The sequence below is a fragment of the Moorena sp. SIO3I6 genome, assembly GCF_010672095.1.
Genome location: NZ_JAAHHU010001544.1, coordinates 1 through 1,174, shown reverse-complemented (window position 1 = coordinate 1,174; position 1,174 = coordinate 1). Strand labels below are relative to the sequence as shown.

At 40.8% G+C, this 1,174-nt stretch carries 1 protein-coding gene; it reads left to right on the top strand.

Annotated elements, in window-relative coordinates; all coding sequences use genetic code 11:
• The first annotated feature begins 662 nt into the window (after positions 1 to 662).
• On the top strand, positions 663 to 1,172 hold the full coding sequence (locus F6K49_RS51055) for a late competence development ComFB family protein (protein WP_293110566.1): 510 nt from the start codon (positions 663 to 665) through the stop codon (positions 1,170 to 1,172).
• The last annotated feature ends 2 nt before the right edge of the window (positions 1,173 to 1,174 follow it).

Genomic DNA, 1,174 nt, shown 5'->3' with positions numbered 1-1,174 from the left:
ATGGCTGAAGCCGATGAATCTACCTTAGCCAAGGTATACCGCTGGTATCTCAGAGGATTACCCGCAGACTTAGCAATTAGAAAAGTCCAGGTCGATTTAGAAGTATCTGAAAAGATTATCCAGCGTCGTCAAAAAAAATAACCAAACCCTTTAATTATAACACATAATTATCGCTCTAGCCATCCTAGGTAATTTGTAATAAGTAAAAACTCTGATCAAGACCTGAGTACTTAGTAATTAGTACTAGATTTATACAAAATGCGACTGGTTCACCATTGGGATTGCGATCGCAACCATGGCTTTTGCCTGTGATATATATCATAGGCGGAAACAAAAAGATGAGTTATTATTGTGAGTACCAGATTCCCCTGGCCAGGTGTGGGGTTAAGCTCAAATCTAAAAAAATACTAAAGAGCTATTGTTTAGAGTTCCTGAGAGGATACATAACAGCTATCTAAAAGAGCTTCACTACAGTAGTAGAAGCTCAAAGCTAATCCAACAGGAGTTCAAAAAAGGGGTTACTAAGAAATGGTAACCCCAATTAGGGTATTTGACGAGCTGGTTCTTGCGTAGGTAAAACAAAATGTCTTTCACCTTGCCATCTTTGATCTTGCCACTCGTCAAGGATTTTTTATTTATTGCAATATCTAACTGGTTAAGTCATGGAAGCACATCGATTACATCAAGCAATAACATATCAAAATGTCATGGAAATCTTAGTGACTCAGGAAGTAGAGCGTCAAAAGTCTCGACTTTCTCCAAAGCTAGCTAAGTATATCAACCAGGTAGAAGTGGCTACCTACGCCCTCAATCGTTTACCACCGCTGTATGCTTCCAGTGAAGAGGGGAGGCGTCAGCAGCAGTTAAAGGGTAACAAAAAACTAAGGCAGCAGATTAGCACTACTGTGCGTCAAGCCTTTGCTGCCGTGCAACGAGACCCGATCAGGGTTTGTACACCAATCAGACCAGAAGAAGACACCGAATCTCTAGCCGCTAAACTGGCTCTGCAAGAAATCCGGGAATTACTCAAAAATCAGAACATAACATGGTATAACCTGGTCAGTATTGTCAAGCAAACCCTGATTAGAGCAACTCAGATCAGAAAAAATCGCCAAAAAGAGCAGTCAAAAGACCCAATTTATGGTTGGAATGACTCTCGTTACCAGCTCTAACC